Genomic DNA, 24,091 nt, shown 5'->3' with positions numbered 1-24,091 from the left:
TTAATTTGACGGCGCAAAAATAGTAAAAAATTCGCCTGTTCCTAGGTTTTGCAATTAAAAATTATGCTTTTTTAAGCTAAAAAAGGCGATTTTAGACTACCACTAGCCGTTCAATTTCTTGTTTTCGAGCCAATGGGCAAGCACGGTAATGTCGGCGGGGCGTACGCCGGGAATACGGCTAGCCTGGCCGAGCGTCAGCGGCTTGTGGGCATTCAAGCGCTGGCGACTTTCGATACTCACGGCGGTCACCTGCATGTAGTCAAAGTCGACGGGCAGGCGCACGGATTCCATCTTCTTCTGGTCATCGATTTCGCGGGCCTGCCGGTCGAAGAATCCTGCATAGATTTCTTCGGCATACATGAACCACTGGTCGCGGCGAGTCAGATTCAGGTCCGGCAGCGCGGTCCGGAACAATTGCTCGGGGTTAATTCCCGGACGGCGCAACACATTAATCCAGCGGGTACGTTCGGTCGACAACGCCTGGCCACCGGCTTCGAGAATCGGGTTTGCCTGGTCGGGCATTGCAGATTCTTCGGTCATGCGGGTGCGGGCGGTCGCCATCAGTTGCTGACGGCGTTTCCAGTCAGCGTAGTCGCTGTCCGAAATCATGCCGATTTTGTGGGCACGATCCTTAAGGCGAGTTTCTGCGTTATCGCTACGGAGGAACAGCCTGTATTCAGCGCGGCTCGTGAACATGCGGTAAGGCTCGTCGAGCAAAATATTCACCAAGTCATCGGCCATCACGCCAAGGTAACTATCCGAACGGCCAAGAATCAAAGGTTCTTCGCCCTTGATCTTGAGGGCGGCGTTAATACCAGCCAGGAGTCCTTGACCAGCCGCTTCTTCGTAACCGCTTGTGCCGCAAACCTGGCCTGCAAAATAAAGCCCGGAGACCTTCTTGCATTCAAATGTCGGGAAAAGCTGCGTAGCGTCTACAGAATCATATTCCACGGCATAGCCAATCTGCAATACACGGGCGCGCGTGAGCCCAGGAATCGTATGGATGGCTGCAAGCTGAATGTCTGCCGGCAAGCTGGAACTAAAGCCGTTAATATAGACGCGACCGATATCCGCCTGTTCCGGTTCAAGGAACAATTGGTGGCCGTCGCGGTCGCCAAAGCGGTTAATCTTGTCTTCGATACTCGGGCAGTAGCGCGGGCCCTTGCCGTGAATGCGGCCGCTGAACATGGGACTGTCCTTAAAGCCGCTGCGCAGAATGTCATGCGTCTTCAGGTTCGTGCGCGTAATCCAGCACACGCAGTCATTGCGGACGAATTTGTTCGCAGCATCGCCCCAAAAGTAATTTGCATCGCGGCCAGGAACGGTTTCTGCCAAATGACGGTCGCTCATGGGCCACGGAGTATCGTCTCCGCGTTGCACGTCGCATTCGTTAAAGTCAATGGAATCGGGGTCCAGGCGGCTCGGCGTCCCCGTCTTAAGGCGACGGAGCGCAATTCCTTCGCGGGCAAGGCATTCCGAGAGTTTATCTGCACTGGGCTCGCCCACTCGCCCACCGATGCTCGTTTCGAGCCCGGTAAACATCTTGGAAGCAAGGAAGGTTCCGCTCGTAATCACGAGCGAACGGGTAATATAGCGTTCGCCGTTCAGGAGCGTGAGTTCCAGGCGACCGTCGGCCATACGCGTAAAGGCAGCGAGTTCCCCCTGAATCACCGAAAGCCCCGGAAGGCTTGTAATGACTTCGCGGGCCACTTCGCTGTAGAACTTCATGTCGCACTGTGCACGCGGGCCCCACACGGCCGGCCCCTTGCTCATATTGAGCATGCGGAACTGGATGCCCGCCTTGTCGGTGAGTAGGCCCATCAGGCCGCCGAGTGCATCGATATCACGGACAATCTGACCTTTGGCCACCCCGCCTACGGCCGGGTTACAGCTCATACGACCGATGGCGTTAATATCCATCGTGAGCATGGCTGTTTTTACACCGAGTTTCCAGGCGGCATGGGTCGCTTCAATTCCAGCGTGCCCACCACCGACAACGACTACGTCGTATTCTGCGATTAGAGACATTAGAAGCGATTACTTCTTTTCTTCAGTCTTCGGAGCTTCAGGATTCCATTCTACCTTCTTGCCAGAGACAAGATCAGCGAGGTCCTTCTTGAGCTGTTCCTTTTCGCTTTCGAATGCAGCGTACATCTTGTACGTGCCGTCCGGGTTCACAACGTAGACCTTCGGAACGTAGCCGTCGCTATAGAGTTCGCCGAACTGGCGAGATTCGTCCCAAACCACGTTGATGGATTCGTCCCACTTGGCATTGTCCATGAACTTGCGGATGCCAACCTTCTGGTTTCCACCGCTTGCCACAGCGAGCGTAATCAAGCCCTTCGGGGCAAATTCCTTAGCCATGGCAAGAACTTCGGGTGCTGCGTGAGCGCAGTGACCGCAAGTAGCAGAGAAATACATAACCAGGAGCGGCTTGTTTGCAAACGGTTCAAGATTTTCGAGATCCTTTGCAATAGTCTTATCTACGGAAATCTTGGTGGCCTTCACCTTCAGGTTGAACTTCTGCGGCATACCGTTAGCAAGGGTATCGCCACGGAGCGGTGCAATTTCTTCTTTAAGCTTGGCTTCTTCTTCCTGCTGCTTCTTAATAGCTTCAGCACGCAAATCCTGCATTTTTTGCTGGTAGCGCTGGCCAATGGCATTGAGCGAATCCTGCGGGAGCTGGAGCGTGTAAGTAGAATCAGCAACCTTGGCGGCAGATTCTTTGATGCCCAAAATAAAGTAGTCCACATCGAATTCGGTCTGGAATTGGTTACCGATATTGATAAATTGGTGTGCAAACTGAAGACCGAGCAGGTAAGAGAACTTGGTGTTGTCTGGAGAATCGGCAGCAATAGTAATAGCGGCACCAGTAGAAGTCGGAGCCTTTGCAATCGGCTGAGCGCGGGCCACGGAATCAATGTAAGCCTTGATCTTTTCGTTATTACCTTCGGCCATCATAGCGCTATCCGGGCGGGTTTCTTCGTAACGCTTACGAGCGATCGTAGAGTAGCGCTGGCTAATAGCCTGCAGGGAATCCGGAATCATCTGGGGTTTGAAGTTCGTGTCTTTGCTAGACTTCACATCGTCAAGAACACCCTGGATAACGGCGTCTTGGAAAAGTTCCTCGCCCATCTGGCGCGGAATAATCGTGAAGTTCTGGCCACCGAACTGGGCACCCAGCATATAGGCGAACTTCTGGTCGTCGGTAGAATTTGCAGTAATTGCGGCCGGAGCCTTTTCAATAGCCTTTTCGCCATTGCAACCCATAAGACCAAATGCAGCCAATGCCGCAGAACCAAGAGCAATTTTCTTCATGTCCATATTGAATCTCCTTAGAGAAATTTTTTCGTCGTAAAATATAGAAAAAATGACTTTTTAGAAAAACTGGCCGACGCTTTTTTCAAATAAAAAAATCCTATAGCATTAGCTACAGGATTTTGCAATTCGAATATACACAGGCAATTAGGGAATCATTTGATAGCTAAAAGCTATCCCAACATCAAGCAGAGCCCCATTTTCATCGGGTCCATAACCTAATTCGAAAAGATAATTGTTAACCTGTTTTTGGAAACAGTATGCATCAGCATCTAAATCTAGACGACGGGCGCAACCAGTCGTTACAGCCCAACCATCTGCTACAAGAGTAGCCATTTTTTCTTCTAACTGCATTTGCGTCATAGGAATTTCAGAATATTTATATGCAGATGTATAAAGGGTACAAGAAACGTCCCCATCGTCGCCTTCACTATTCCAAATAGAATCTTTTTCTGGAATATTTGCCACATAGGCTGCATTTCGGCAATCACTTTCTAAACGAATACTAAAGTGATTTTCCCCTTCATACCAAAGCGTAACACCCATGTTCACACTATAGCTATAAGCCCACGATTGAGACCCTTTTTCAACTAACGTAGGAGCAATAGCCTCACCATATGCACTCAAATTATTCAAAAAATTCATTATAGTTGATGAGTCAACGGCTGTAGGGATTTCAACATTACATTGATCATCTGAATTCACTTCATTGACTGTGACATAAGGCAATTCCGGCTGGACAGGCAAGGCCTGCATGATTTTTTCACACTCATGCGGCAGAAGGATTGCCGATGTATTACCCACCGACGGTGTATTGATCGCACCCCCGTTCGAGCCGGAATTGGTACCGGAATCGCTTCCACAAGCAAGCATCATGGCGCAGACTGCGGCGACGAATGAAGTCAAAAGAATCTTTTTCATAAAACACCTCTGTTTATATAATCTCTCACGGAATGTAAGAAAAAAACACAGCTCCGTCAAGAAAAAAACACCCCTGCCGAAGCAGAGGTGATTAAACGCACGAACAACGCTTCGTTTATTCTTTAAAGTATGCCTTGGCCTTTTCGACAACGTCTTCGACCTTGACCATGGAGAATTCCTTTTCGTTACGGAACTTCCATTCGACTTCACCGTTCGCAAGTCCCTTCTTGCCGATGGCGATGCGCACCGGAGAGCCCCACAGGTCGGCGTCCTTGAATTTGACGCCCGGACGTTCGTCGCGGTCGTCCACGAGCACGTCGATGCCGGCGGCTTCGAGCTCCTTTTCGAACTTTTCAGCGAGTTCCACGAGTTCGGCTTCCTTGCCGATGGGAACGATTTCAACCTGGAACGGAGCGATGGACTTGGGCCAAATCGGTCCGAAGTCATCGTGGCTATTTTCCACGACAGAGGCCATCAGGCGGCCCACGCCGATGCCGTAGCAGCCCATGATGGCGGGTGCGGTGGTCTTTTCGGCGGTGAGGAACTTGGCACCCATGGATTCGGAGAACTTGGTGCCGAGCTTGAAGATGTTGCCCATTTCGATACCGCGAGTTTCCGTAAGGAGTTCACCGCAGCAAGGGCACTTGCAGACTTCGGAAGCTTCGGCAATGTCGGCCACTTCGAACTTCGGGAAGTCGCGCTTCGGGTTGCAATGCTTGAAGTGGAAGCCTTCTTCGTTGGCGCCGGTCACGAGGTCGAAGGAATCGGCGATTGCTTCGTCCACGATGATGCGGGTGTCGTGAGAATTGATCGGGGAAGCAAAGCCCGGAACCATGCCGCAGGCCTTGATGAGGCTGTCTTCGGCAGGGTAAAGTTCCTTCGCCTTCAGTAGGTTGTGGAGCTTGATTTCGGAAACGTCGAGGTTGCCCGGGACAACGACCGTGATGAGCTTGCCTTCGAAGTCGAAGAACACGCACTTGGCAGTTGATTCGGCAGGCACGTTCAGGAACTTGGTGAGATCTTCGATGCTTGCGCAGTGCGGAGTTTCGACCTTTTCGAGAGCTGCATTTTCGTCGCCCTTGAACGGCACGCGCTGGAATTTGGCGATTTCGCGGTTGGCCTGGTAGCCGCACTTCTTACAAAGAATCAAGTAGTCTTCGCCGTTCGGAGTATCCAGCATGAATTCGTGAGCGACCTTACCGCCCATGATACCCGTATCGCTCTGCACCACCACCGGTTCAATGCCCACGCGACGGTAGATGCGCAGGTAGGCGTCGTATTCTTCCTGGTAGTGACGGTCCAGATCTTCCTGGCTGGTGTGGAAACTGTAGGCGTCCTTCATCAGGAATTCGCGAACGCGGATAAGGCCGCCACGGGCACGGGCTTCGTCGCGGTACTTGGTCTTGAACTGGTAGAGCATCACCGGCAGCTGCTTGTAGCTGTTGAGCACGTAGCGCACGAGGTCCGTCATGGCTTCTTCGTGGGTCATGGCGAGCACCATGTTGTGGTTGTTGCGGTCCTTGAAACGCAGGAGTTCTTCACCGATGGCCTGGTAACGGCCCGATTCGCTCCAGAGTTCGGCGGTCTGTACCACCGGCAGGTCCACTTCGATACCGCCAATCTTGTTCATTTCTTCGCGGATGATGTTCACGATCTTCTGGATCACGCGGAAACCCATCGGCATCATGGAGTAGATACCGGTAGAGACGGGCTTGATGTAGCCGCCGCGCATCAAAAAGATATGGCTGGGCATGGTGGCGTCGCTCGGCGTTTCGCGGAGCGTCACGTAAAAGTACTTGGAGAGTTTCATGGTTTTTGCCTTTTAAAATTTTACGGACTAAATTTAGAAATTAGACGAGAGACGAGAGGCGAGAGACGAGAGAAACCGATAAAAAATCAACCTTTCATCAACCGTTCCAAATCGTCAACGGACTTCGGGATATCTTCTGAAATATTCCTGAATCCGTCCTTGGTAATCAGCAGGTCGTCTTCGATGCGGATACCGATTTTTTCGCGGTAGGTCTTGCCGGCAATGGTCGCCTTGAATTCGCCGTAGAGCCCCGGCTCGCAAGAAATCAGCATTCCCGGCTTGAGGACTGTATCCAAGGAGCGGGTTCCCGGTTCGCCTTCATGAATCTGTTCGCCGATAAAGTGGCTTACGCCGTGCGGGCGCTTGTCATACAATAGTTTGTACGAACCCTTCGCACCTTTAACCAAACGGCTTTCCAGTTCCTGCATAATATAGTCCCAAGGGACCATCCCGATTTCCTTGAGAGATACGCCCGGGCGCACATGCTTCTGGTACTCAACCTGAGAATCAAGCACTATCTGGTACAGCAATCTCTGCAACGGATTAAACTTGCCGTTTACAGGAATGGTGCGGGAAAGATCGCTGTGCAGGCTTCCGATGCGGATACCGAAATCTAACAGCACCAACTCCCCTGCTTTAAGCGGTTCGTCTTTTTTGACATAATGCAAGCAGCAAGCGTTTGCACCACCCGCGACAATCGTCGGGAACGCAAGGTCGCCATCGCTCTTGCGCTGCATTTCGTAATCGAGCTTCAAGCCCAATTCGCGCTCAGTCTTGAAGGCCTTCATTTCGGCAAGTACCATGCGGAAGGCGTTATTCGTGACCGCCTGCGCCGCTTCGGCATCCTTAATGCGCTCAGGTTCCAGCGGGAGTCTGAGGGCCCAGTGCAGAGCTGCAGCACTCTTGAGCTTGATGCCGGTTGGCTTAAGTGCCTTGAGCAACTGGTGCCTGAACCGGTCGTTGTGGTCTTCCTTGAACTTTTCAAAGTAGTAGGCGTAAGCGTAGCCCCCCTTCGAAAGCTTTTTCGCGCGGGCAACCACCGTGTCCATGAGTTCATCTACAGGGCGAACATCCTTAATTCCCGTTACGCGGGCCACCTCTTTATCGCCTTCCAAAAAGCCCAAGCGCTTGCCGTTCCAAAATTCCTTGAACGGGTCCTTGGGCGGAACAAACAAGATTTCTTCGTCGGTCCTAGGATCGAGCAACAGGTAGCAACCCGCCTGGTTGATTCCCGTCAGGTACATGAACGCCGGTTCCTGCACCATTTTATTCCAGATTTGCACGTAGGCTTCTTCTGTTCCGGGGTCCATCGGGATTCCTGCAAAAACGCAGAACGAATCAAGTTCCTTGAGCATGGCCTTGCGGCGTTTTTTATACAAATTCTTGGAATTGTAGCGTTCAGATGAGATAAAAACTTGCGAATAGGGCTTATAAATTGACTTTTCAACCATTTTTTCGCCTCTGAAAAGGTAAAATTTCGGTATAAATTTACCTTTTTCGCACCGCTTTTGCTTTAAATTATATACATTTGAGGCATCACAGACTAGAATGGAGCCTGATTAAATGTCTCTTTTTAAAAATTGGAAATTGATCCTTGCAGCATCAACTGTAGCACTGTTCACCGCTTGCGCCGGTTCTTCCGGTGGTTCTTCTAGCGACGACGATTATGGCGACGATAGCAGCTCTCCGTCCGCTCAGAGATCTGCTCCTAAGGAAAAGATTGACGAAAACAAGCTGAAAAAGACCGAAGACGAAGCTGTCGCCATTACCGAAGAAAACCATAAGCTCCGCAAGGAAATCTTCGAAGCCAAGAACAAGCTCGGTATCTCTACAGCTCCTGCTTCCGAGGAATAATTTATAGCTGACACGTTCTCGATGAACGAACTACGCTATTCTTTATCAGACGACCTGAAACGAACGATTTCAGGTGAGAACGAAACGGTTTTCCGCTTATTGGAGAGCCGTTTTTGTGTTGAAATACAGACAAGACTCCCGGGACTCCGCATTATTCCCAAAGAAAACGGCGATACAACGGGGGTTTTTGCTGTACTCGACCAGCTGAAAATGGCTGCGAGACACGGCAAGGTGCTTACGGCTAACGAACTGGAACGGATGCTAAACCCCACCGACGTTTCTCTAGATGACCGTAGCGGGGCTATTCCCACTACGCCCATTTTCAGAAACCGCATGGGTGTTTCTGTATTCGCAAAAACGAAAGCCCAGGCCGAACTAGTATCCGCAGTCGAACATAACGACATCATCTTTGCCAAAGGCCCCGCCGGAACCGGCAAGACCTTCTTGGCGGTAACGCTTGCAGTCGCAAGCTTGGAGCGGCACGAGGCAGAACGCATTTGCCTGGTGCGCCCGGCAGTCGAAGCAGGCGAATCGCTCGGCTACCTGCCCGGCGACTTAAAAGAAAAAATCGCGCCGTATCTGCGCCCCATCCACGACAGCCTCGCCGAGCTTTTGCCAGTGGAAAGGCTGCGCAAGTACGAAGAAACTGGCGCTATCGAAGTCGCCCCGCTCGCCTACATGCGCGGCCGCACCCTTAAGCGCGCCTTTATTATTCTAGACGAAGCGCAAAACACTACGCCCGAACAAATGAAAATGTTCCTCACTCGCTTAGGCCCCCACAGCAAAGCTATTATTACTGGTGATGCTACTCAAGTGGACTTGGGCAAGGGCCAAAAGTCGGGCCTGGTACATGCCATGAAACTCTTGAAAGGCATCCACGGAATTGCACAGGTGGAATTCGAAGCGACCGACGTGCTCCGCCACCCGCTCGTGAAAGACATATTGAACGCTTATGAAAAAGGGAAGGAATAACTTCCCAAAGTCCACTTCCTACGGTCTTAGAGAATATTTATGAAAAAGAAACAGATGAGACTTCATTTTATTATCGGCTGGGTTTTGATTGTCGCCGCCGCGATTTTCATGTTCCCCGATAAGAACATCGCGCTCCAGTCGGAACGCCCGCACTTGGGCCAGGTGAGTACGCGTACAATCGTCGCCCCCATCAACTTCGAAGTGCCCAAGTCTGAACAGGAAATTGAGGCCGAAAAGACCCGCGCCGCCGAAAAGGTGAATGCCATCTTTGGCTACAACAGCGACGAAACCAACCGCGTTTACGAAGACCTCAAGTCGTTCCTGCACAAGCTCGCCCAGTACGGTTCATTGCAAATTCAAATCAACCAGCTTACCGCAAGCGGCGAAAGCGACTCTACCCTGCAGTCCAAGGTGGTGCAGGCGTCCCGCATTTACGAAGTCTTGAAGCAGCGTATTTCAACATCTGCAATTAAGCCATTGAGTCTCAATTCCAAGGCTCGTGACTCGTTGCTGAACGTTTTCAACCGCATGTTGCAGGCAGGCGTTTCGAACACATTTATCGCAAGCACCGAAACGGCTGCTCAGCTTTACCGAGACAACTACAATTTGCAAGACTTCAAGTACATCGTCTACACCAAGCCGAACATTACGCTGATTAAAGATAACGAAAAGACGACTATTGAAGCAAGCAACATCCAGCCGCTCCGCCGCCGTATCGACGAAGCCTTTGCCCAGCTTCAGATGAGTTTCCCGAACGAACAGGGGCTCTTGAGCGCCTTCTACGAAACGTTGTTCGTGTTCATGATGCCGAACGTTTTCTACCTCGAAAAAGAAACGATTGCAAGTCGCGAAGAAGCCCGCAACAAGGTGACGCTCATTAAGGGCATGGTGCCGCGCGGCATGGAAATTGTGGCCCAGGGTGCTCCCATCACCAAGGAAATCCTCGAAAAGATTGACGCATTGCAGCGTGCCCAACAAAAAGAAGAAAACTCCAAGACCTTTACGGCCATTTATGGTAACGCTCTTATTTTTGTCTTGATTATTTCGTTCTTCTTCATGTTCCTGTATAGCACGCCCTCTAGAGGCATGTTCAAAAATGCTCGCCAGCTTTGGAGCCTTATCGCTCTTGCCATGTTGCAAATTATCGCCTTCTGGGGTGTGCGCCATCTGTCAGGTAGCATAAATAGTCTTGAAATTTCGATTATTTCCGAAAATCTCGACTTTATGTGGCTGTACCCGTTTGCATTTGCCCCCATTACGGCCACCGTGCTTTATGATCGCCGCATAGGCATTGCATTCACCGTTTTCTCGGCCATGATTTTTGGCATTTTGAACGGCTACGACCTCGCCGCCATGATATGCGCCATTGCAGTGACCTTTGTGGCAACCGCACCCATCGCCCGCATTCGCTACAGAGTGCAGTTCGTTTGGGGAATCATTGTCGGCATTCTTGCCATGGCCGCGGCGATTAGCGTTATGTTCTTGCTGCGCAACAGGCTTTCGTTCGAAGCATTCTACCAGAACTTGATTGCGGCAGGTGCAAACATCGTGCTTTGCTACGCCCTTACTTCTGTGGCATTGATTCACTTGATGGAACGTATTTTCGGTATCACCACGGTGCTGACCCTTATGGAAATGTCGGACTTCAACCGTCCGGCTCTCAAGCGCATTTCGGAATATGCTCCGGGTACATTCCACCACAGTATTCAGGTTTCAAACCTTGCCGAACATGTCGCCGAAAGCATCGGAGCCAATTCACTCTTGGTGCGCGTGATGGCGCTTTATCACGATATCGGCAAAACCATGCGCCCCGAATATTTTACTGAAAACCAGAAGCAAGGAATCAACCCGCATAACAACATCGATCCGTTGCAGTCGGTCAAGATTATTACCGGGCATGTGGAACAAGGCACGGCCCTTGCCAACGAATACAACATTCCGACCCTTGTTGCCGCAGGCATTCGCGAACACCACGGTTCTTCGATTATCCAATACTTCTACCACAAGGCGCTTGAAAACGCCAAGGAAACCGGCGAAGAAGTAAAGGTCGAAGATTACAGCTACAAGGGCCCGAAGCCGCAGAGCAAGGAAACAGCAATTCTTATGCTCGCCGACATTATCGAAGCGACTAGCCGCTCCATGACAGATACAAGTCCCGAAGCATTGGCTGCGATGATTCACAAGACCATCGAAAGCCGCTTTACCGAAGGCCAGTTTAACGAATGTAACTTGTCTATTAAGGAGCTGTTCAAGCTCGAACGGGCATTCCTGGATAGTTTGGACGGAACGTACCACACCCGCGTCAAGTATCCGGGACAGAAATAGACCGCTCGCGCCCAATCTACTAAGTACGTCCCCCGAGCGCTCGCTCTCGCAACCACGCCTCGTTAATACGAGGCGTTTATTGCTCACAGAGCAAAAAAAGTGCGCTTTTTAGCCCTAAATCGGTTGACAAGCGCCGTAAACTTTGTATATTTGGCTTCGTAATCTTGAGAAGAGGATTAATACTGATGGATAAAAAGAATATCATTCTGATTGCTCTCGGTGTGTTGCTCCTCGTTATCGGTTTCATTTGCCTCGCCACTGGCCCTGCAGACAATCCGGTTTCTCTCACGGTTGCACCGCTTATCTTGGTTGCCGCCTATCTCGTGGTCATTCCGCTCGGAATCCTCTGGAAGGGCAAAAAGCAAGACAAGTAAAATTTCGGGCGATTAGCTCAGCTGGTTCAGAGCGTCTGCCTTACAAGCAGAATGTCAGCGGTTCGAATCCGTTATCGCCCACTACCGAAAATCGGAAATGATTTGGGGTGGTAGCTCAATTTTGGTTAGAGCACCGGCCTGTCACGCCGGAGGTTGCGAGTTCAAGCCTCGTCTATCCCGCGAAAAAAGACTCTCTTTTAGAGAGTCTTTTTCGTTTGCAGTCATTCCGAACTTGGTTCGGAATTAGCTTATAAAATTGATTTCACCTGTTAAATAGAATCGTTCCGCGCCCGCGGCTTAGCGTCTGCTTGCGAACGGCGCGTCCCTTCAGGTCGAAGGTTCTCGTCGGCAACCGGAGCTGCTGCGTGTGTACAATTTGCCTTGCAGCAATATCCGTCTTGGAAGTATCCTTCTTGCTCGTATCCGCGACAGAGGTATCTGCAGACGAGGTGTCTGTAGCCGAAGTATCTTCCTCGATAGTTTCTTGAATCTGCCAGATGAACGAATCGTTCTGCTGTTTCGGATTCTGCACTACGGTATTTTCCACCGACTGCAGATAATGCCCGCTCTTGTAATTCTTGAGGTAGAATGCATTCGGTGTATTGACTGGAGCGCCTTCAAATACGTACCGCTGGTGAGCGCCGCCATTATAACCGTAGGTGGCCGCTCTAATGCCTGCCGCCGTGGATTCGTTCGGGATATCCACGACGCGGTTCCCGAGCTGAATGTAGTATGTAACCGGGTTGTCGCCCACCGAGAAAATCTTCACAAAAGTCGCCGTATCCTTACAATCCATCAATTCCAGAGCGTTACTCGAAGTAATCCCCATGCACTTCTTGGTATCGCCAAGGGACTTGATTCTCCCCTCTTTGTAGAACGCCACCTTGAACAGCTGCTGGTAAATGGTCTCCACGAGAATCACGTGGTTGATCAGGTCCTGCTCGGACTTGGCTTCGCTTGCCTGGTTCAAACCATACGGCCAGATATGCTGACGGTCGCAATGGAGTTCCGCGTTCGGGCCATCCATCTCACGAAGTTTCGCCTGAACTTTGTCGTTCCTGAAGACTCCATCTACACACGTTGCCGCATATTCCGACGTGGTCCCGATACCCATCGTGTGGCCCATCTCGTGCATGGCTGTCGGTACCACCATGTAGCTGCGGTTTTCGCCAAAGCGCAAGTCTCCGTTACTGCTGGCTTCGGCCGTGGGCACGCCCGGTGCGTAATACACGTTGATGAACTTCGAGAGGTTCGAGTAGGTATTGTAGAGTTTGACCGCCGAATCCATGACGGTCGTGATGCGCTTATAGGCATCCTGCTCGTCGGCGGTTGGATTCGTCGACTTATTATGCAAAGTGTATTCAACAGCTGAGAATGCATTGCCGGCAAGGCATACCGTCAAAATTGCAGACAATGTAAGGAACTTAAGCGACCCTGTAAAATTCATAAAGACTCCAATCCGAACACCATTCTAAATGTATATTCAGACCGGAGTCTATGCAAGTAAAATTTTCGATTTTACCTTGATTCTAGCCCTGCGAGGTAGCCGCGAAGGTCAGCTTTTCGTAGTTCTTGATGGCGAGGTTCAGACGATACTCGTTGGGGAACAGGCAAACGAGATTACGTTCCTTGTCCATCATGCAATCCATCGCATATTCTTCGGCGAACTTGGCCACATCGGCTTCGGGGCCCGACACCCAGCGGATTCCGTGTGCGGGCACGCGGTCCAGCGACACATCGGCACCGTATTCGCTCTGCAGGCGGAACTTGAGCACGTCAAACTGCAACTCGCCCACCACGCCAATCACAGGAATAGCGGACTTGAGCGGTTCGTACAGCTGGGTTGCGCCTTCTTCGCTAAGTTCGGCAAGGCCCTTCGCCATCTGCTTAGACTTAAGCGGATTCAAAAGCGTTACGCGGGCGAAGTGTTCCGGAGCAAAATCCGGAATGCCGGTGAAGTTGATTTTTTCGCCGTCGGTCAAGGTATCGCCGATGCGGAACAGTCCCGGGTCGTTGATACCCACGATATCGCCCGCCCAGGCGTGATCGATCACTTCCTTGTCCTTCGCGAGGAAAGCGGTCGGAGCAGCCAGGCGGATTTCGCGGCCCGTGCGCACGTGGTAAACCTTTTCGCCACGGGTAAAGCTGCCCGAGCAAATGCGCAGGAATGCCGTACGGTCGCGGTGCTTGGGGTCCATGTTGGCCTGAATCTTGAAGACAAACGCACTGAAGGCATCTTCGTCGGGGCTCACCGGGCGCTTGTCGGTCTCACGAACCATCGGGGGCGGCGCAAGCTTTGCAAAAGCGTTCAACAGTTGACGCACACCGAAGTTGTTCACCGCAGAACCGAAGAACACGGGGCACATTTCGCCCTTCAGGAACTTTTCGTGGTCGAACGGATCCATGGCGCCGGTCACCATCTCGTATTCTTCCTTGAACTGGGCGACCCAGTTTTCGCCGCACATTTCTACAAGGCGCGGATCGTCGGGGCCTTCCATCTGGATGATTTCCTGATGGCCTTCTTCTTTATTGAAGGTGTGGAAGGTGTTTTCAGCGATGGAATACACGCCCTTGAAAAGCTTACCCACGCCAATGGGGAGCGTAAAGGGGGCGACCTTGATTTTCAAGATGCTTTCAATTTCGTCGAGCAAGTCGAGCACGTGGCGGCCATCCAAGTCCATCTTGTTGATGAACGTGATGATCGGCGTATGGCGCATGCGGCACACATCCATGAGCTTGATGGTCTGCTTTTCCACACCGTTCACGCTATCGATAAGCACGAGGGCGGCATCCACGGCGGTGAGGGCGCGGTAGGTGTCTTCGCAGAAGTCCTGGTGCCCCGGGGTATCAACCAGGTTGAACATGCAACCTTCGAACGGGAAATTCAGCACGGAACTCGAAACCGAAATACCGCGCTGCTGTTCGATCTTCATCCAGTCACTCACCGTATAGCTGCGGTTCGCCTTGGCGCGCACGTGACCCGCTTCGCGGATGACGTTTCCGTACCAGAGGAACTTTTCGGTGATGGTGGTTTTACCTGCGTCAGGGTGGCTGACAATGGCAAAAGTGCGGCGTTTTTCGATTTCGGAATTCATGGCGCCAAATATAGAATAATGTTAATCAATTAAACAATGCTGATTCTGGCTCAAGGCCGGAATGACTTGCAGGCAAAAAAAGAAAAACCGCCTCGGGGTGAGACGGTTTTAAGTGGATGATGCAGGGGTCGAACCTGCGACCCGCTGATTAAGAGTCAGCTGCTCTACCAACTGAGCTAATCATCCATAGTCGCTTGGACGCGCACAATAATAGAAAAGATTTTTGACTCCGTCAAGGGGATATTCGAGCTTTTTTTTATAAAAAATCAAGAAAAAAAACTTTTTTTGATGCGGGCGGGGCCCCAGCTCGGAGTTGCGAAGGCCGCACGGGCCCCTCCCTGCACCCTCCCCATCCTTGGCCAACGCTATTGCTTCCACAACGATATACAACATTGATTTTCATCAACGTCATTCTCACTTGCATTTTACACAATATTTTGAATTTTTATCTATGATGGTACGGGTGGTTTTGCATGACCATCTGGACTCGGTAAAGCTGTTCCGCGAAAAGTACGCGGGCGTGGTCATGGGTAAAAGTCAGCGGCGAAAGCGACAGGAGCAAGTCGGCGGTCTTCTTCAAGTTTTCGTCGATGCCGTACGCCGACCCGATCAAAAACACGATATTCCCCGGAAAACGGTCGCGCAAGGTGTCCGACAGCTTGACCGTGTCCATCAGCTTGCCTTCTTCAGACAAAATAACGCGCTTGTATTCCGACTTCGGGAATTTCTTATCGAACAGGGCCGCCTCTTGAGCCAGCGCCTGCACGCGGTCGTCTATCTTGGATTCCTTGAGTTCCACAACTTCGAGCGGATACACTCCCCCACGCAAGCGCTTCACGTACTTGTCGACCTCGTCGGCAATAAACGGCGAACCCGCCTTACCAAAAACTGCTAAAACCCATTTCATTGTTTAGTAGGAAGTTAGAAGTAGGAAGTTGGAAGTTTTATGTTTAAGAGTAAAAGTAGGAAGATCCTGTCTACCGTCTACTTCCTACTGTCTACTATTTACCTTCCCACGCTTAAACGATCTATGAGGAAGCTCGGCATGCCGGCTTTTTTCATGCGTTCCTGCGTCTGGTATACGTCGTAGTCCACGCGAATCAGGCGCACGCACTTGGTCTCGGTATCAAGCAAGCACCAGCAAGAACGCGGGTCACGGTCACGCGGCTGACCTACGCTGCCCACATTCACCAGCAAGCGTTCCGTGTCTTCGATCCTGTATTCGTATTCATCCAGAATCTTAGGGATGGCGTTCGGGCGACTCGCCACAATCACCGGGCTGTGCGTATGCCCCACAAAGCAGTAGCGGCCCTTGAAATGTTCAAAAGCGTCGAGGGCGTCTTCGAGCTCGGTCACGTACACCCAGTCCGCGGGCGAAAGCGGAGAGGCGTGCACAAAACAAATATCGTTTTCTTCGCAAATGTACGGGAGCGTCCTCAAGAACGAGACGGATTCGTCGGACAAATGATTCTGGGTCCATTCAATCGCCTGCTTGGCATACGGGTTGAACCCGGCGCTGGATTCATGCTTGATCGCCACACTGTCGTGGTTACCGATAATGCAAATGTCCATATTTTCGCGAGCAAGACGAACGCATTCGTTCGGATCGGCACCATAACCCACCAAATCACCAAGGCAAACTTTCCTATCGACGTTGTTGTCTTTCATAGAAGCTATAACCGCTTCAAAGGCAACCGCATTCGAATGGATATCAGAACAAATTCCGTAAAGCATGGTCGTAATGTAGTAAAAAATGAGGGGATGAATGTCTTACACTTGTCGATAACTAGGGCTAATCCTTGACGCAACGGACGCTGAAACCATAATTATCAGCGCTACTAGATTGATAAATTTGAGAGCGATCACTGAGCAAAGAGATAGTGCCAAATTTACCATTATCTTCCTGTGCCAACCAAAAAGTCGCAAGCTCACCCGCATCATAGAAATAATCGTTTCCTTGGCTACCTCCGACAGGAATTGCCGAGAAACCGAAATCATCCGTACCATTGGCGTCAGCCCCCCAACCACTTGTGGATTTAAGCTTGTCTCCCGAATGTTCAACAATTTCATATAAAGCAAGCCAATCTTCTTTCGTCGGCAAATGCCATTTTTCAGGGCATGCGTTTGCCAAAGCCTTTACCTTGTAGAATCGTCCCGCCACAGTACACCATTCTTCTTTATTATAAGGGCACCAACTGATGGGAGGGTCGGAAGCATACTCTGGATGAATTTCATAATTCAAGTTTTCCGCCATCCACACTCTGTCACCGATTTTTACGGCCTTATAAACCTTGCCGTCGCGAGGGTCTTTCATGGTTTCATAAGCGATATCGGGGTTCAGACGTTTTTCTTTTGGAACATCCCAATGCCAATAATCCATCGATTGCTTTGAATATGCTTTTGCTAGCGTATCATTAACGCAACGAACAGATTTATAACTCGTTTTTAAATCGCCATACAAAATAAAATCATCAGTTTTATCCCATGAGCTTGTTGTTTTAACAGAAATAGAATGAACTAGATTATACGCAAGCTCAATAGAAGTCCAAAAGGCCGCATATTCATTATCCCTTGTTTGAGAAGAATCTATTTGAGAAGGAATGACAGAAAAACCATAGAGATCATATCCATTCCAATCGGTAGACGATTTAAATTTGTCCCCTTGATTGCTGCCGGGTGAAGTATAATCAAACAGCTCTTGCCATTCGGCTGATTGCGGCAGATGCCATCCTTCAGGGCAGACTCCACGTATCGGATAAATTGGCATACAAATCTTGCCGTAACCACAACCCTTACTATTGGAACTAAACCTTCCCGCACTATCAACAGCGTCACTCCATAGATAGTACTGGCCCGCCTTTAAGCAGTCTACTCCTTCATCTGGACATTTACTGTTTTCGGTTTCATAGTTCAGATTCTCAGCCATCCATGTATATACACCGATAACCACCGTCTTGTATGTCTTTCCGTCTCGACTGTCTGTCAATGTTCCGTACTTGCAAGTATCCGAAGAATCGCTTTTGCAAGGTTCAATCTTTTTTACGGGCTGGGGAACGGCAGCAACAGGTTCTATAGATTTCCTATCTTTCTTTGCATTTTCGGCAGCCTCGTCATCCATGATGCATCGAACCGAGAATACTTTTTCTTTTGATATACTCCCTTCATGTGCAGAACAATGGTAATAATCCAAAAGCAAATTATGAGCAAAAAGACCGCCATCATCTATTGAACTCCAAAAATTTGCAGATTGTTCCCCCACGCCTAATGCAGAAAAACCAAAATCATCTGTTCCGCGACAATTCTCATCAGTCACTTTCCAACCAGTAGTAGACTTCAGGGGACAACCGGCATCACTACTTACAGAATTTTTATGAAAATAAGGATCACGACCATCTATTGTAGTGAATAGGACGCTCCATTCTGCAGTCATCGGCAAATGCCAACCTTTGGGGCATACGCCACGCACTGGATAAATCGGCGAACAAACATTATTGAAGCCACAGCCTTTACCACTTTTGGAGAATATTCCAGCACTGTCCATCGCGGCACTCCAATAATAAAGTCGCCCGAATTTTTCACATGTGGAATCGCCATCAGCGTAGCAAAAGCTGGAAGAGTCGATATTCAAGGTCGGTTGCAGATATGCGTAGTTCAGATTTTCGGCCATCCAAATTTGGTCGCCGATTTTTACCGTCCGGTAAACATGCCCGTCGCGACCATCAGTCAGAGTATTGGCTGTTTCGTCATATATACTTTCGGCGTCACGCATCTCAATCTTGGAGGAACTAGAATTCTTTCCGGAGCCGCGACTGTCCGAAGAAAACGATGAATCCTTATCCGTTTTTTGAATTTCATCGGAAGATGGAGAACTGGAGCTGTCATCGCAGGCTACAGCCGCAAAAGACATTACCAGAAAAACGAGCAATGCAAGTATGTATTTAAGAATCTTCACTGAAGACCTCCTAGGTTCCCAAAACAATAATTCGGGCGAAATATAGTTTTTTTGCCGGTACGAGAAGCTGATGCTGACCTTCGTCAGCATGACTTCGTACGGGGATTGCTATATTTGGGCGCGTATGGAAATTATTCAAGACAAGCTGAAGGTCAGCATTGCCTATTCCTTGAAGGAACGCACCGGAAAGATTCTCGAAGAAGTGCCCGCGAGCTACCCGTTCGTGTACATTCACGGGTTCAACAACATTATTCCGGGGCTTGAAGACGCGCTGGAAGGCCGTCACTTGAATGAAAGTTTTTCTGTCGATATTCCGTTTGAACAGGGCTACGGCCCCTACCGTCCCGACTTGGTGATGGAGGTCCCGAAGGACGAACTCCGCGAGGTGGGCGAAATCTGGCTCGGAATGGAGCTCGAGATGTACATGGACGAGGACGTGCGCGAATTCCAGCTGCCGGAGACGGCGGACGAGTTCGTGGACGGGCTGAATCTGGACGACGACGAGGAATCCGACGGGATTTACACGATCAAGGAAATCAAGAAGGACACGGTGGTCGTGGACGGGAACCACCCCTTTGCAGGAAAGGACCTGACTTTCGACGTGACGGTGGTCGCTATCGAGCAGCCGAGTTTTACCGAGCTCGAAAGCGGCTACCCCGACCGCGAAGAGGATTTTGACAATTTTGACGACGGCTTCGACGGGGCCGACGGCGAAGATTTTGACGACAACAACCACAACAGGAGATGGCGCTAATGGCATCGATGGACGAACTCAAGAAGGCTGCAGGCGTACGCGCGGCAGATATGATCAAGGACGGCATGACCGTGGGTCTTGGAACGGGTAGCACCGCCGCCCACATGGTGAACCGCCTTGCCGAGCGCATCAAGACAGAAGGCTTGCATGTTGTGGGCGTGAGCACGAGCTGGAGCACCACGCTGCAATGCCGAAGCCTCGGCATTCCGCTCAAAGAAATGGGCGAAGTGAGCCACCTCGATATGGTGATTGACGGTGCCGACGAAATCGACGACCAGCGCAATTTGATCAAGGGCCGCGGGGCTGCCCACCTGCTCGAAAAGATTGTGGCCTCGATGACGGACAACTACGTGATTATCGCGGACAGCGGCAAGAAGGTGAACAAGCTCGGCGAAAAGTTCGCGGTACCGCTGGAAATCATTCCGGGCGCAATCGCCGTGGTGACCGAACGCGTGAAAAAGCTCGGCGGCGACTTGAAGGTACGCATGGGCGCTCCGGGCAAGGACGGTCCGGTGATTAGCGATAGCGGCAACCTGATTGCAGACGCCAAGTTCGGCATTATCGAAGACGCCGACAAGCTCGCCCGCAACCTGGAACACATCGTGGGTATCGTGGGTCATGGCCTGTTCGTGGGCATGGCGACCAAGGTGATTCTCGCCGACGCCGAAAAGGGCCTCGTGGAATTCTAGGCGAAATTAAGCATTCCCGCCAAAGCGGGAAATTTTATACAAATTAGAAAATCCTCGGCAAGATCCGGGGATTTTTTGTTCGCTTTGAAAAAAGCGAAAACCTCCGGTCGATGACCGGAGGCTTTCAATTTCGCGCTAGCGCGTGCTCAATTAGTCTTCGTCGGCGAGTTCCGGAGCCTTCTTGATCACGTTGCGGCGGCCGTAGCGGACCTTGGACGGATCGAAGGTGGTTTCGACGGCTTCGACTGCGGGTTCAGCGACAGGTGCTGCAGGAGCAGCAACCGGAGCTTCAACGGCAGGAGCGGCCGGAGTTTCAACCGGAATACGCGGAGCGAGCGGGCGGCGTGCTTCGGGAGCGGCGGCCGGGGCGGCTTCGACGGCGGGAGCTGCAGCTGCGGGAGCCTGGGCTTCGGCAGCTACGTTCTGAGCTTCAACGTTCTGTTCGCGGCGGCCTTCGCGGCGGTCGCGACGATCGCGGCGGTTGCCGCGGTCACGCTGTTCATTACGGTCGCGAGCAGGCTGCTGCTGTTTGTCGGCAGCGCGATTGTCGCGATTTTCCTTAGCAGGACGGTCCTTGCCATTGTTGTTCTGGCGATTTTCCTTGCGTTCACCGCGCTGAGCCATTTCCTGTGCGCTGATCGGGCGACGGGAAGCCGGCTTCAAGTTCATGTCCGGGGTGAGCTTCTTGAAAATCGGGGTACGAAGCATGGTAAGGAGCTTGTTAACCTTCGTGAGGATAACGATGCACAGAATCACTGCAACGAGTGAGAGTGCGAGTGCGATGTATTCCATTCGGGGCACCTCATAAGTAAGGGTTGACCGCAGGTGCAGGCTGGAAATAAACCCGCAGGCGGTGTGGCTGGTTCGTGTTTGTGTGTGCTTAAAGCCATCTTACTAGCGCCTCCTGAGAGGCTTGACGGCGATAAGGTTTCGGGCAAATTGGGCCAGCGAAACATTAAGGGGTCGCTGCCGCGGCAGCAGACCATGGTGAGCCACGGGCGCAAATATAACAAAACTGTTAAATAATTGGGGATTGATAGTTAAGAAACTCCCCCCAAAACCGCTCCGCCGATGGCGGTTAGGGGTGCATATCCAGCTTTTCCAGCGATTTTTTGACCGAATCGCCGTAAGCGGTCAGAGAATCCAGGTTTTTCTGCAACGAATCTACCTGGCCCTGGAGCACAGCATTTTCAGCCTTCAGGCGGTTCATTTCGGCCTCAGCCGCCTCGTCGGTACAGGCAGAAAGCGAAAAAGCGGACAAAAGGGCAAAGAAAATTGCAGACAAAGTAACCATTCGATTCATGCAACAAATATAATAAAACTTCCTACTGCCAACTGTCTACTGCCTACTGCCAACTATTATTCTATCTTTCCCCACATGAATTCAATCGCGCAGATAACGCCGGAACTGCTTTTACCGGTGGGAACCCGTGAAATGCTCGAAGCAGCCGTGAACAACGGAGCCGACGCCGTATACTTTGGAGTCCCCCACTGGAACGCCCGCGGCCGCACCGAAGACTTTACGTTTGACGACGTGCGCGACATGATCCGCTACGCCCGCATTCACGGAGTGCGCACCTTCTTGGCCATGAACGTGCTTGTTTTTGAGCGCGAGCTGCAAGAATTGCCTGAATTCCTCGAAAAAATCATTTCGCTTGAACCCGACGCCTTCATTATCCAGGACATCGGTCTTGCCCGCCTGATTCGCGCCATTTGCCCGAACCAGGAAATCCACGCCAGCACACAAATGACGCTTGCTAGCGCCGAGGGCGTGAATCTGGTGAAATCCATCGGATTCAACCGCGCGGTACTCGCCCGCGAACTTTCGGTGAAAGAAATTGCCGCCATCAAGGCCGCCACCGATCTCGAACTCGAAGTATTCATTCACGGGGCGCTTTGCGTCAGCTACTCGGGCCAGTGCCTGACCAGCGAAAACTTCGGCGGCCGCAGCGCGAATCGCGGCCAATGCGCCCAAAATTGCCGACTCCCCTACCGCATTTTTGTGGACGGCAAGGAATTCCGCGACACCGACGCCCAATACCTCTTTAGCACTCGCGACCTATGCGCCCTGCCGAAACTAGAGGAACTCGAAGAAATCGGCGTGAATTCGCTCAAAGTCGAGGGTCGCCTCAAGAGCCCCGAATACGTAGCCGCCGTTTCACGCGCCTACCGTAAGGCGTTGAACCGGATTCCGCTTGACGCCAAGGACATGGAACCGCTCGAAGTGCTATTCAGCCGCGGGCTTACCACCGGTTGGCTCGACGGAGACAATCACCAGGAGCTGGTGAACGGCACCTTCAGCAATCACCATGGTATGGTCCTCGGGCAAGTCGTGAAGGCAGACCGCGGGCAGATTATTGTCGATCTCGACAGTGCAATCTCCGACGCCGGCGAAAACGCTTGCTACCCGCAACCGGGCGACGGCATTCTGTTTGAAAATGCGGCTCTCGGCGTGAGTATCGGCAGCCGCCTGTACGCCGCGCAAGTCACCCATTTACCGCACGCCAAGCGCGGCGACCCCAAGCTCTTGAAACTTGAATTCGGGCGTGAATTCGATACCCGCCAGATTGCCGTGGGCATGCAAGTTTACCGCAACGACTCGCCCGCGCTTGAACGCGAGTTGCGCAAGACTTTTACCGACCGCGAACAACTCGCACGCTTGCCGATACACATGACGCTTTCAGGAAAAATCGGCGGCCCGCTCAAGCTTTCCGTTTACGACTCGCCGAAAAACGCCGTCGAAGTCGAGGCCGATTTTACTCTCGAAGAAGCCCGCAACAAAGGAAACGATGCCGACAAGGCGCTCCGCGAACTTGCCCAAAAAGAACTTTCGGGCCTGAGCGCCACAGCCTACCAGCTAAAGCACTTGGACATTCAAGTGGACCGCGGCGCATTCATCCCCGGAAAAATCCTTCGTACGCTCCGCCAGGCCGCCATCGAAAAGCTCGACGAAAAGCGCACCGAATGGAAGGTTTTGAACCCGAGCGCAGAGGCCGGCAAAAAATTCTTGAACGAGACCCGCATCAAGTTCAAGTCCGGCGCAGCTAGCAGCGGTGCACCTGCCGCCAACGGCACCACGCACCCGATTATCAGTGTCCTTGTCCGCAATCCCGACCAAATTGCAGCCCTCAAGGGCCTCGATATCGACCGCGTTATCATGGATTTCGACTGGGGCGTCAAATACGACGAATCCCTGCAGCAAATTCGCGACCTCGGCTTTGCGGCGGGCATGGCGACGCTTCGCATCCACAAGCCGGGCGAAAGCCATTACCTCAAGAACATCTTGCGGCTTTGCCCGGACTTTGCCCTGGTGCGAAACCTGGGAGCGCTCTCGATCCTTAAAGAAAGTGGAATTCCGCTCACCGGCGACTACAGCTTGAACGCTGCCAACAGCGCAAGCTACGACTGGCTCCTCTCGCAGGGGCTAACCACGCTCCATCCATCGTGGGACCTCAACAGCACGCAGCTCTTTGACCTTCTCGAAAACATCGACGGAGAGCGCCTGGAACTCACGCTGCACCAGTACATGCCCGCCTTCCATTCGGAATACTGCGCCTTCGCCCGCGCACTCACCACAGGCCGCCGCTTCCCCGAATGCGACAAGATTTGCACCAAGCACAAGGTGGAAATCCTGGACCACAAGGGCGAACGCCACTTTTTGCAGAGCGACGCCGAATGCCGCAACACGCTCTTTGTGGGCAAGCCACAATCGGCCCTCAAACTGCTCCCCCGCCTCCGCACCGCAGGCGTGAACCACTTCCGCCTCGAAATGCTCACCGAAGACGCCGAAACCGTGCGCCGCAAGGTGCTCATTTACACGCAGGCCATCCAAGGTAAAATCTCTATCGAAGACGCCATCCGCGAAGCGGGCATTCAAGAAAAGTACGGCCTTTCCGAAGGCCAGCTCTTTAACGAAAGTACCTGGCAAGACCGCAAGAAATAACGCTCTTGCGCTTTTGAAAGAAGCCCCGCCGCACCTAGAATTGGCGGAGCTTCCCAACTGAAAATTCGCCATCGGGTGGATAGC

Annotated in this window: 19 protein-coding genes and 3 tRNA genes; 9 read left to right on the top strand and 13 right to left on the bottom strand. The window is 51.8% G+C overall.

The annotated features are described in order from the left end of the window. Nucleotides 1–102 precede the first annotated feature (102 nt). The 5 genes from mnmG to B9Y58_RS03725 all read right to left on the bottom strand — a co-directional run bounded on the left by mnmG (nt 103) and on the right by B9Y58_RS03725 (nt 7,500). Complete coding sequence (gene mnmG, locus B9Y58_RS03745) at nt 103–2,028, bottom strand: tRNA uridine-5-carboxymethylaminomethyl(34) synthesis enzyme MnmG (protein WP_073054324.1); 1,926 nt, start codon at nt 2,026–2,028, stop codon at nt 103–105. Nucleotides 2,029–2,037: 9 nt separating this feature from the next. Further along, nucleotides 2,038–3,324 (bottom strand): FKBP-type peptidyl-prolyl cis-trans isomerase N-terminal domain-containing protein, encoded by a 1,287-nt coding sequence (locus tag B9Y58_RS03740; protein ID WP_073054323.1) that lies wholly within the window; start codon nt 3,322–3,324, stop codon nt 2,038–2,040. Between the two features lie 141 nt (nt 3,325–3,465). Then, nucleotides 3,466–4,239: a hypothetical protein gene (locus B9Y58_RS03735; RefSeq protein WP_073054322.1), complete on the bottom strand. Its 774-nt coding sequence runs from the start codon at nt 4,237–4,239 to the stop codon at nt 3,466–3,468. 115 nt (nt 4,240–4,354) lie between these two features. Then, the gene (locus tag B9Y58_RS03730) at nt 4,355–6,049 is read right to left on the bottom strand and encodes a proline--tRNA ligase (RefSeq protein WP_073054321.1); all 1,695 of its coding nucleotides are present in this window, start codon (nt 6,047–6,049) and stop codon (nt 4,355–4,357) included. An 86-nt stretch (nt 6,050–6,135) separates the two neighbouring features. Continuing rightward, nucleotides 6,136–7,500, bottom strand: a complete 1,365-nt coding sequence (locus B9Y58_RS03725; RefSeq protein WP_083532196.1) for an aminopeptidase P family protein — start codon at nt 7,498–7,500, stop codon at nt 6,136–6,138. 112 nt (nt 7,501–7,612) lie between these two features. Between B9Y58_RS03725 and B9Y58_RS03720 the strand changes: the two genes are divergently transcribed. The 6 genes from B9Y58_RS03720 to B9Y58_RS03695 all read left to right on the top strand — a co-directional run bounded on the left by B9Y58_RS03720 (nt 7,613) and on the right by B9Y58_RS03695 (nt 11,754). After that, nucleotides 7,613–7,903 (top strand): hypothetical protein, encoded by a 291-nt coding sequence (locus B9Y58_RS03720; RefSeq protein ID WP_073054320.1) that lies wholly within the window; start codon nt 7,613–7,615, stop codon nt 7,901–7,903. A 21-nt stretch (nt 7,904–7,924) separates the two neighbouring features. After that, nucleotides 7,925–8,875: a PhoH family protein gene (locus tag B9Y58_RS03715; RefSeq protein ID WP_073054319.1), complete on the top strand. Its 951-nt coding sequence runs from the start codon at nt 7,925–7,927 to the stop codon at nt 8,873–8,875. Nucleotides 8,876–8,914: 39 nt separating this feature from the next. Beyond that, nucleotides 8,915–11,200, top strand: a complete 2,286-nt coding sequence (locus tag B9Y58_RS03710; RefSeq protein ID WP_073054318.1) for an HD family phosphohydrolase — start codon at nt 8,915–8,917, stop codon at nt 11,198–11,200. 185 nt (nt 11,201–11,385) lie between these two features. Beyond that, a complete protein-coding gene (locus tag B9Y58_RS03705) occupies nt 11,386–11,574 on the top strand; it encodes a hypothetical protein (protein WP_073054315.1) in 189 nt (62 codons plus the stop codon). A gap of 6 nt (nt 11,575–11,580) precedes the next feature. After that, nucleotides 11,581–11,655: transfer RNA gene (locus B9Y58_RS03700), tRNA-Val, on the top strand. 23 nt (nt 11,656–11,678) lie between these two features. Continuing rightward, nucleotides 11,679–11,754, top strand: a tRNA-Asp gene (locus tag B9Y58_RS03695). A gap of 82 nt (nt 11,755–11,836) precedes the next feature. On the opposite strand, the gene B9Y58_RS14340 is transcribed toward B9Y58_RS03695, so the two are convergent. The 6 genes from B9Y58_RS14340 to B9Y58_RS03665 all read right to left on the bottom strand — a co-directional run bounded on the left by B9Y58_RS14340 (nt 11,837) and on the right by B9Y58_RS03665 (nt 18,621). Then, entirely contained in the window at nt 11,837–13,021 is a 1,185-nt protein-coding gene (locus tag B9Y58_RS14340; protein ID WP_073054313.1) for an RICIN domain-containing protein, read from the bottom strand. Nucleotides 13,022–13,103: 82 nt separating this feature from the next. Next, nucleotides 13,104–14,669: a peptide chain release factor 3 gene (locus B9Y58_RS03685; protein WP_073054311.1), complete on the bottom strand. Its 1,566-nt coding sequence runs from the start codon at nt 14,667–14,669 to the stop codon at nt 13,104–13,106. 113 nt (nt 14,670–14,782) lie between these two features. Then, nucleotides 14,783–14,855 (bottom strand) — tRNA-Lys (locus tag B9Y58_RS03680). Nucleotides 14,856–15,114: 259 nt separating this feature from the next. Then, a complete protein-coding gene (locus B9Y58_RS03675; RefSeq protein ID WP_073054307.1) occupies nt 15,115–15,576 on the bottom strand; it encodes a 23S rRNA (pseudouridine(1915)-N(3))-methyltransferase RlmH in 462 nt (153 codons plus the stop codon). 98 nt (nt 15,577–15,674) lie between these two features. Next, nucleotides 15,675–16,403 (bottom strand): metallophosphoesterase family protein, encoded by a 729-nt coding sequence (locus tag B9Y58_RS03670; RefSeq protein WP_073054305.1) that lies wholly within the window; start codon nt 16,401–16,403, stop codon nt 15,675–15,677. A gap of 58 nt (nt 16,404–16,461) precedes the next feature. Next, nucleotides 16,462–18,621, bottom strand: a complete 2,160-nt coding sequence (locus tag B9Y58_RS03665) for an FISUMP domain-containing protein (protein ID WP_158278311.1) — start codon at nt 18,619–18,621, stop codon at nt 16,462–16,464. Between the two features lie 124 nt (nt 18,622–18,745). Between B9Y58_RS03665 and B9Y58_RS03660 the strand changes: the two genes are divergently transcribed. Both B9Y58_RS03660 and rpiA read left to right on the top strand, forming a co-directional pair. Then, complete coding sequence (locus B9Y58_RS03660) at nt 18,746–19,375, top strand: FKBP-type peptidyl-prolyl cis-trans isomerase (protein WP_073054752.1); 630 nt, start codon at nt 18,746–18,748, stop codon at nt 19,373–19,375. Further along, complete coding sequence (rpiA, locus tag B9Y58_RS03655; protein WP_233247825.1) at nt 19,375–20,064, top strand: ribose-5-phosphate isomerase RpiA; 690 nt, start codon at nt 19,375–19,377, stop codon at nt 20,062–20,064. The genes B9Y58_RS03660 and rpiA overlap by 1 nt, the downstream gene beginning before the upstream one ends. A 150-nt stretch (nt 20,065–20,214) precedes the next feature. Here the strand turns inward: rpiA and B9Y58_RS03650 are convergent, their stop codons facing one another. Continuing rightward, entirely contained in the window at nt 20,215–20,856 is a 642-nt protein-coding gene (locus B9Y58_RS03650; protein WP_073054300.1) for a hypothetical protein, read from the bottom strand. A 286-nt stretch (nt 20,857–21,142) separates the two neighbouring features. After that, the gene (locus B9Y58_RS03645; RefSeq protein ID WP_141225612.1) at nt 21,143–21,367 is read right to left on the bottom strand and encodes a hypothetical protein; all 225 of its coding nucleotides are present in this window, start codon (nt 21,365–21,367) and stop codon (nt 21,143–21,145) included. A 75-nt stretch (nt 21,368–21,442) separates the two neighbouring features. On the opposite strand from B9Y58_RS03645, the gene B9Y58_RS03640 reads away from it, so the two are divergent. After that, nucleotides 21,443–24,007 (top strand): U32 family peptidase, encoded by a 2,565-nt coding sequence (locus tag B9Y58_RS03640; protein ID WP_073054296.1) that lies wholly within the window; start codon nt 21,443–21,445, stop codon nt 24,005–24,007. Nucleotides 24,008–24,091 lie beyond the last annotated feature (84 nt).

The organism is Fibrobacter sp. UWB15 (genome assembly GCF_900177705.1).
Taxonomy (GTDB): Bacteria; Fibrobacterota; Fibrobacteria; order Fibrobacterales; family Fibrobacteraceae; genus Fibrobacter.
The sequence above is the reverse complement of the archived record's forward strand: the minus strand, read 5'-3'. Positions and strand labels throughout refer to the sequence as shown.

What these genes read in the sequence shown, in the direction of transcription:
- B9Y58_RS03660 (WP_073054752.1), top strand. Translation starts at nt 18,746, where the DNA reads ATGGAAATTATTCAAGACAAGCTGAAGGTCAGCATTGCCTATTCCTTG.
- B9Y58_RS14340 (WP_073054313.1), bottom strand. Translation starts at nt 13,021, where the DNA reads ATGAATTTTACAGGGTCGCTTAAGTTCCTTACATTGTCTGCAATTTTG.
- B9Y58_RS03715 (WP_073054319.1), top strand. Translation starts at nt 7,925, where the DNA reads ATGAACGAACTACGCTATTCTTTATCAGACGACCTGAAACGAACGATT.
- B9Y58_RS03650 (WP_073054300.1), bottom strand. Translation starts at nt 20,856, where the DNA reads ATGGAATACATCGCACTCGCACTCTCACTCGTTGCAGTGATTCTGTGC.
- B9Y58_RS03645 (WP_141225612.1), bottom strand. Translation starts at nt 21,367, where the DNA reads ATGAATCGAATGGTTACTTTGTCTGCAATTTTCTTTGCCCTTTTGTCC.
- B9Y58_RS03685 (WP_073054311.1), bottom strand. Translation starts at nt 14,669, where the DNA reads ATGAATTCCGAAATCGAAAAACGCCGCACTTTTGCCATTGTCAGCCAC.
- B9Y58_RS03670 (WP_073054305.1), bottom strand. Translation starts at nt 16,403, where the DNA reads ATGCTTTACGGAATTTGTTCTGATATCCATTCGAATGCGGTTGCCTTT.
- B9Y58_RS03735 (WP_073054322.1), bottom strand. Translation starts at nt 4,239, where the DNA reads ATGAAAAAGATTCTTTTGACTTCATTCGTCGCCGCAGTCTGCGCCATG.
- rpiA (WP_233247825.1), top strand. Translation starts at nt 19,375, where the DNA reads ATGGCATCGATGGACGAACTCAAGAAGGCTGCAGGCGTACGCGCGGCA.
- B9Y58_RS03725 (WP_083532196.1), bottom strand. Translation starts at nt 7,500, where the DNA reads ATGGTTGAAAAGTCAATTTATAAGCCCTATTCGCAAGTTTTTATCTCA.
- B9Y58_RS03740 (WP_073054323.1), bottom strand. Translation starts at nt 3,324, where the DNA reads ATGGACATGAAGAAAATTGCTCTTGGTTCTGCGGCATTGGCTGCATTT.
- B9Y58_RS03720 (WP_073054320.1), top strand. Translation starts at nt 7,613, where the DNA reads ATGTCTCTTTTTAAAAATTGGAAATTGATCCTTGCAGCATCAACTGTA.
- mnmG (WP_073054324.1), bottom strand. Translation starts at nt 2,028, where the DNA reads ATGTCTCTAATCGCAGAATACGACGTAGTCGTTGTCGGTGGTGGGCAC.
- B9Y58_RS03730 (WP_073054321.1), bottom strand. Translation starts at nt 6,049, where the DNA reads ATGAAACTCTCCAAGTACTTTTACGTGACGCTCCGCGAAACGCCGAGC.
- B9Y58_RS03710 (WP_073054318.1), top strand. Translation starts at nt 8,915, where the DNA reads ATGAAAAAGAAACAGATGAGACTTCATTTTATTATCGGCTGGGTTTTG.
- B9Y58_RS03675 (WP_073054307.1), bottom strand. Translation starts at nt 15,576, where the DNA reads ATGAAATGGGTTTTAGCAGTTTTTGGTAAGGCGGGTTCGCCGTTTATT.
- B9Y58_RS03705 (WP_073054315.1), top strand. Translation starts at nt 11,386, where the DNA reads ATGGATAAAAAGAATATCATTCTGATTGCTCTCGGTGTGTTGCTCCTC.
- B9Y58_RS03640 (WP_073054296.1), top strand. Translation starts at nt 21,443, where the DNA reads ATGAATTCAATCGCGCAGATAACGCCGGAACTGCTTTTACCGGTGGGA.